7 protein-coding genes are annotated in these 4,775 nt (G+C 47.1%); 1 reads left to right on the top strand and 6 read right to left on the bottom strand.

Annotated features, from left to right (window positions below):
• From H6F50_RS10325 to H6F50_RS27930, 5 genes are all read right to left on the bottom strand, one after another.
• The coding region (locus H6F50_RS10325) for an LpxD N-terminal domain-containing protein (protein ID WP_277879334.1) at positions 1-210 on the bottom strand (210 nt) is incomplete at its 3' end.
• Positions 211-326: 116 nt separating this feature from the next.
• On the bottom strand, positions 327-1,595 hold the full coding sequence (locus tag H6F50_RS10320; RefSeq protein ID WP_190412753.1) for an NAD(P)/FAD-dependent oxidoreductase: 1,269 nt from the start codon (positions 1,593-1,595) through the stop codon (positions 327-329).
• Between the two features lie 51 nt (positions 1,596-1,646).
• Positions 1,647-1,811, bottom strand: a complete 165-nt coding sequence (rd, locus tag H6F50_RS10315) for a rubredoxin (protein ID WP_190428627.1) — start codon at positions 1,809-1,811, stop codon at positions 1,647-1,649.
• 215 nt (positions 1,812-2,026) lie between these two features.
• The gene (locus H6F50_RS10310) at positions 2,027-2,818 is read right to left on the bottom strand and encodes a ChaB family protein (RefSeq protein WP_190428626.1); all 792 of its coding nucleotides are present in this window, start codon (positions 2,816-2,818) and stop codon (positions 2,027-2,029) included.
• A 148-nt stretch (positions 2,819-2,966) separates the two neighbouring features.
• Complete coding sequence (locus tag H6F50_RS27930; protein WP_190412750.1) at positions 2,967-3,158, bottom strand: hypothetical protein; 192 nt, start codon at positions 3,156-3,158, stop codon at positions 2,967-2,969.
• Positions 3,159-3,576: 418 nt separating this feature from the next.
• Between H6F50_RS27930 and H6F50_RS10300 the strand changes: the two genes are divergently transcribed.
• Positions 3,577-4,164 (top strand): SRPBCC family protein, encoded by a 588-nt coding sequence (locus H6F50_RS10300; protein ID WP_190428625.1) that lies wholly within the window; start codon positions 3,577-3,579, stop codon positions 4,162-4,164.
• A 68-nt stretch (positions 4,165-4,232) separates the two neighbouring features.
• On the opposite strand, the gene H6F50_RS10295 is transcribed toward H6F50_RS10300, so the two are convergent.
• A complete protein-coding gene (locus tag H6F50_RS10295; protein ID WP_190428624.1) occupies positions 4,233-4,682 on the bottom strand; it encodes a pentapeptide repeat-containing protein in 450 nt (149 codons plus the stop codon).
• Positions 4,683-4,775 lie beyond the last annotated feature (93 nt).

The raw sequence follows: 4,775 nt of genomic DNA, 5'->3' as shown, positions 1-4,775 counted from the left end.
CTTTTCATCCGGCGGTAAAATTAAGGCACTGGCAAAGGTTTTTCCCACAAAAGCCGCAAATTTCGCGCCCTCTATGTAGCTGAGTGTGCCAATGGCAGCCTCATCGACGGGTGCTACTCCCGTAATTTCCGGGTTGCAATCTGTATTTGAGGTCAAACTATTGCAGGCGGCAGTAGTACCCAGTTTTTCGACAATTTCGTGAAATTTCATCGGCATATTCATGGACAACTGTAAATGAATTGGCAGCTATACAAGAGATTCATCAAGTATTCGCACCGCCAAGACACAATTAAAAATTAAATTTTTGGGTTTTTAATTTTTAATTTTTAATTTTTAATTTCTTCATTGCCCATTGCCTGACCCGCTAAGTAAGCAGTCGTCCAGGCACTCTGAAAGTTAAAGCCACCCGTGACGCCGTCAATATCGAGGATTTCTCCGGCAAAGTAAAGTCCCGGACAGATGCGGCTTTCCATTGTCTTAAAGTTCACTTCCTTTAAGTTGACGCCGCCACAGGTAACGAATTCTTCCTTAAAGACACCCTTCCCCTGAATTTGGTACTTACCCTCGGAAAGTTCTTGAATTAGCTGATTGAGAACTTTATTAGATAATTCCGCCCAACGCTGTTCCCCACTAATCCCCACAGCAGCAATTAAACTCTGCCAGAGGCGTCGAGGTAAGGGCAGCGGACAACTGGTAGAAATGGCGCGTTGGGGCAATTGGGACTTGACCGCCAAAAGCATTTCCCGCAGCTTTTCCGGGTTGTACTGGGGTAGCCAATTAATTTGCAACGTTGTTCGATAATTGCAATCGTGCAGCATTCTAGCCGCCCAAGCAGACAGTTTCAAGGCAGCAGGGCCACTCAAACCCCAGTGGGTAATCAGTAATGGCCCGATTTGTTCTAACTGAGTTTTACCGACACCTAAACGCAGCCGCGCACTTTCCACGCTGACTCCGGCTAAATCTTGCAACCGGGGGTCGGAAATCGTAAAGGTGAATAGAGAGGGAACGGGTGGTTCAATCGTGTGTCCTAAAGTTTTTGCCCAGCGGTAGCCTTGGGGATTGCTGCCGGTAGCGAGGAGAATGCGATCGCACTTGAGGATCTCTCCTGACTTCAACTGGATCTCAAAGCCGGTGTCGAGTGGTTGATTCAATGAAGTCACTTGCCGGAAAATCTTATCAACAGGTGTTCCCCTGCGAATCTGCACTCCAGATGCCCTTGCTGCCTCAAACAGACAATCCACAATAGTTTCGGAACTATCTGTAATTGGAAACATCCGTCCATCCGGTTCAGTTTTCAATTGGACGCCGCGATCGCTAAACCAAACGACTGTATCTTTAGCTTGGAAACGACTAAAAGCCCCCCGAAGTGCTTTCCCGCCTCTGGGGTAATATTGCACTAAACCAGCCGGGTCAAAGCAAGCATGAGTAACATTGCATCGCCCGCCGCCAGAAATCCGAACTTTAGATAAGGGTTGTCGTCCTGCTTCTAACAAAATTACTTGCGCCTGGGGATAAGTTTCGGCACAGGTAATTGCACCAAAAAACCCCGCTGCCCCACCGCCAATCACTACTACTTTTAAAGGTTGCACAATCAAGCTATTGCCGATTTCACGGAATATTTTCCGTACAGATGCGATATCATCTCCCTACCCGTCGTATGGTTCAAAATCCCCTTTTGTGGCTCCACACGTAGGACATACCCAGTCGTCTGGGATATCTTCAAATGCCGTACCCGGTGCGATACTGCTATCTGGGTCTCCCTCTTGTGGGTCGTAGATGTAGTTGCAAACTGTACATATATACTTCTTCATTATCGCTCCTTAACATTTGCCTATACATAATACTAAAAGCCGACGTAATCGAAGTTACACCGGCTTTTGCACAACCCATTGTTCATGTTCGAGAAACTTAAGTTTTGAGCCAAGGACTATCGCTGAATCGCACTTGCCTTAAGCCGAATCAAAAGTTTTGAAACCCACGCCAGCAGGTTAATTCTCTTGTAGACGCACTTTCAACCGCCCAGTTGCTAAAACTTTGCTTTAGCCTTCGACCAAAAGCCGTGTTCATCTTGTTCAAATTGTTCAGAAACAACATCCCAGGCATGATGGTCAGCTTTGGATTCATTGCCAGAGTCTTCTAGCGCTTTGTTGTAATTGGCGATAAATGTCCTTTGAGCATCCTCTGAGAGGTGAGAACGAACTTCCGGGGACAAATCGCTAGGACTTTCCAGTTTCCCAGCGCGTTTGCGGGGTAATGTGGTTTCGCTGGTATGCACTTCTTCGCCACCAGCACTTTCTAGCAGCAGCTGAATTTCACCGGATTGATTAGCAGAGACTTCTACAACTACCAGAAAATCTCCGGTTTCGACGCGAGTTTGATAAATGGCAGCTTTGTCTTCTGGCATTCCCAAAGCGACCAAAGCAGAGACTAAACCAGCGCCCGCTGCACCCGCTAAAGCACCACTTGCTGCACCCAGCAACGCCGCACCAATGGGTCCTGCCGCGACGACTGAACCCACAAAAGGAATGAACAGCACTCCCACACCAGTCAGCAAGCCAAGGGCTGAACCAAACAAGGAACCAAAGATGCCGCCGCTTCTTAGCCCGCCTAAAATCACATCTTTTTTGGTGATGAATCCAGCGATGCGAGTTTCGGAATGAAAGTTTTTGCCGATTACTGAAATATCGTCGCGGGAAATCCCCCGATCGAGCAAGCGGTGAATCACTTTCTCAATTTGTTCGCGTTCTTTGAAAACGGCTGAGATACTGCGTTCTACTGTGGAAACACTTGGCTGTGTAGTTGGGTTTGTCGCGGTCATTCACTTCTCCTGAAATTTGTTTTTTAATTTTTGTTAATTTCTCTTGGAGAATAGCGAACATGACAATTCCAGCGAATCGCCCCGAAGGTTGATATTAAATGTATTTAAAGATACTAAATGACTTAACAAACTTTGAAAAAGAAAGCAATTATCGGCGAGTGCGCTGAACGCCGTAAGTAATCCCACTCGCAATTGAAAGCAAAATTAATATCCAGATAACGCCGCCAGGGATGAACGTGAGAATTCCAAATCCTCGCAACAGATACACCGCAATTGTCAGCCCTACAACACTGGCAAAAATGGAAGAAATCAGAGTTTCAGGGTTAGGAGTTTGGCTCACAGACTCGACCAAATAAATGGTTAAAACAGAATATTGCCATCGGCTACGTCCGCCCAAGCTGCAAATGCCGCCGAGGATACCAGCAACCAAGGTAAAGAGAACTAACGCCCAGATGACGTAGTCAGGAAGCTGCTTCAGAACGCCCGCTCCTTTCAGCACCACGATGATCGCTGTAATCACTAAAGCAATGCCAGCGATACAACAAAATTGCGGTGCCTGGGTTGGGAGAGCAACTCACGTTCCTTGGCTCCTGACATGCTTGAGGAATTATGGTCATCATTGTTACATACTGAGTTGCTGAAACAGCGATGTAGGATCAAATTAGGAGATTAGCCAACATACCTTGCCTTCCACGTCCGAGACAACCTGTGTTAGCTTGACATCGAATTACTATTGATTGAGGAGTAGCTGAGTCAGTATGAGTATACTTTTTCCGTCGGACTCGATGGATGCCGCCTCAGACTTGTCGCTGAGCAAGAGATACTCAACGGCGCTTTTGCAAGGTGAGATTTTGATAGAAACGCAATTGCGTTCTACTTGGGGGGGTGCTGTTACTGCCCAAATGTATTTGCCAATCGAGCGATCGCGCGTTTGGCAACAAGTGACAGACTATCCCCGTTGGGTGCAATATTTCCCAGATGTTACTCACTCTGAGGTACTGCACTCCAACGTCTCCTCGCCTGTTGGCTTACCGGAAGGGACGAGTTCCAAGAGTGTTTACCAAGTTGCCACGAAAACTTTCCTGTTTCTCAGTCTTCAGGTTGAGGCTTATCTGAGTGTGTCTGAGATCGTGCAGCAGGAAATTCATTTTCGCTTGGAAAAAGGTACTTTTACCGATTTCTGTGCTGACTTAAGTTTGCAAGATTACGAGAATGGCACTTTGCTCACCTATACAGTAAAAGCAACGCCCAATATCCCAGTGCCGTCAATTTTCATCGAACAGGCAATGCAGCTAGAACTGCCTGTGAATATGCGAACTATGCGCCAGGTGATGTGCGGCAGTTAAAAGAGGCGATCGCGTTTAATTCCAAATGCACCTGGATGATCGGGGATAACGATACCAGGCAGAATCCTTCATCGGATATCTGTCTGGTATAAATTAGCACTGTTTAAGTCAGCCCCAAGCAAGTTGGCATTTTTCAGCTTGGCACCTGTCAAGTTTGCAAATCTCAAAGTCGCTTTTTGCAGGTCAGCACCTTCTAAGTTGGCATCCGTTAAGCGCGTAAATCTTAGGATGGCATTTTGTAAGTTAGCGTTTCTGAGCTGGGCGCGATCTAAGTCCGCTACGTATAAGTTAGCACCAGCCAGATTGGCTCCGGTTAGGTTGGCTTTCCTTAAGTTAGCCCGTTGCAGGTTCGCTTCTCTCAAGTCGGCACCGCTTAAATCAGCACCGGAAAGGTCGCACCCTACGCATTCTTTCGTTTCCAGCAATCGTTTGACGTGCCCCATATTTGCCGCTTGTATGGGCGTCGCCAGCCATAGCGGCACCGATAAAGCGGCGGCAACCAGTATTGTGAGTTTCATGACGTTTTTCGCCTCCTAAGCTTATTATCCAGCGAGGCGTTATCTCTGAGGAGAAAGAAAACCGCCACATTTGTCTATCCAATTGGGTTGGTT

The organism is Coleofasciculus sp. FACHB-712 (genome assembly GCF_014695635.1).
Classification (GTDB): Bacteria; Cyanobacteriota; Cyanobacteriia; order Cyanobacteriales; family FACHB-T130; genus FACHB-T130.
This window is presented reverse-complemented; position numbering and strand designations above follow the sequence as displayed.

Coding starts and splice junctions, on each gene's coding strand:
- rd (WP_190428627.1), bottom strand. CDS start 1,811: ATGAAGAAGTATATATGTACAGTTTGCAACTACATCTACGACCCACAA.
- H6F50_RS10310 (WP_190428626.1), bottom strand. CDS start 2,818: ATGACCGCGACAAACCCAACTACACAGCCAAGTGTTTCCACAGTAGAA.
- H6F50_RS10300 (WP_190428625.1), top strand. CDS start 3,577: ATGAGTATACTTTTTCCGTCGGACTCGATGGATGCCGCCTCAGACTTG.
- H6F50_RS10295 (WP_190428624.1), bottom strand. CDS start 4,682: ATGAAACTCACAATACTGGTTGCCGCCGCTTTATCGGTGCCGCTATGG.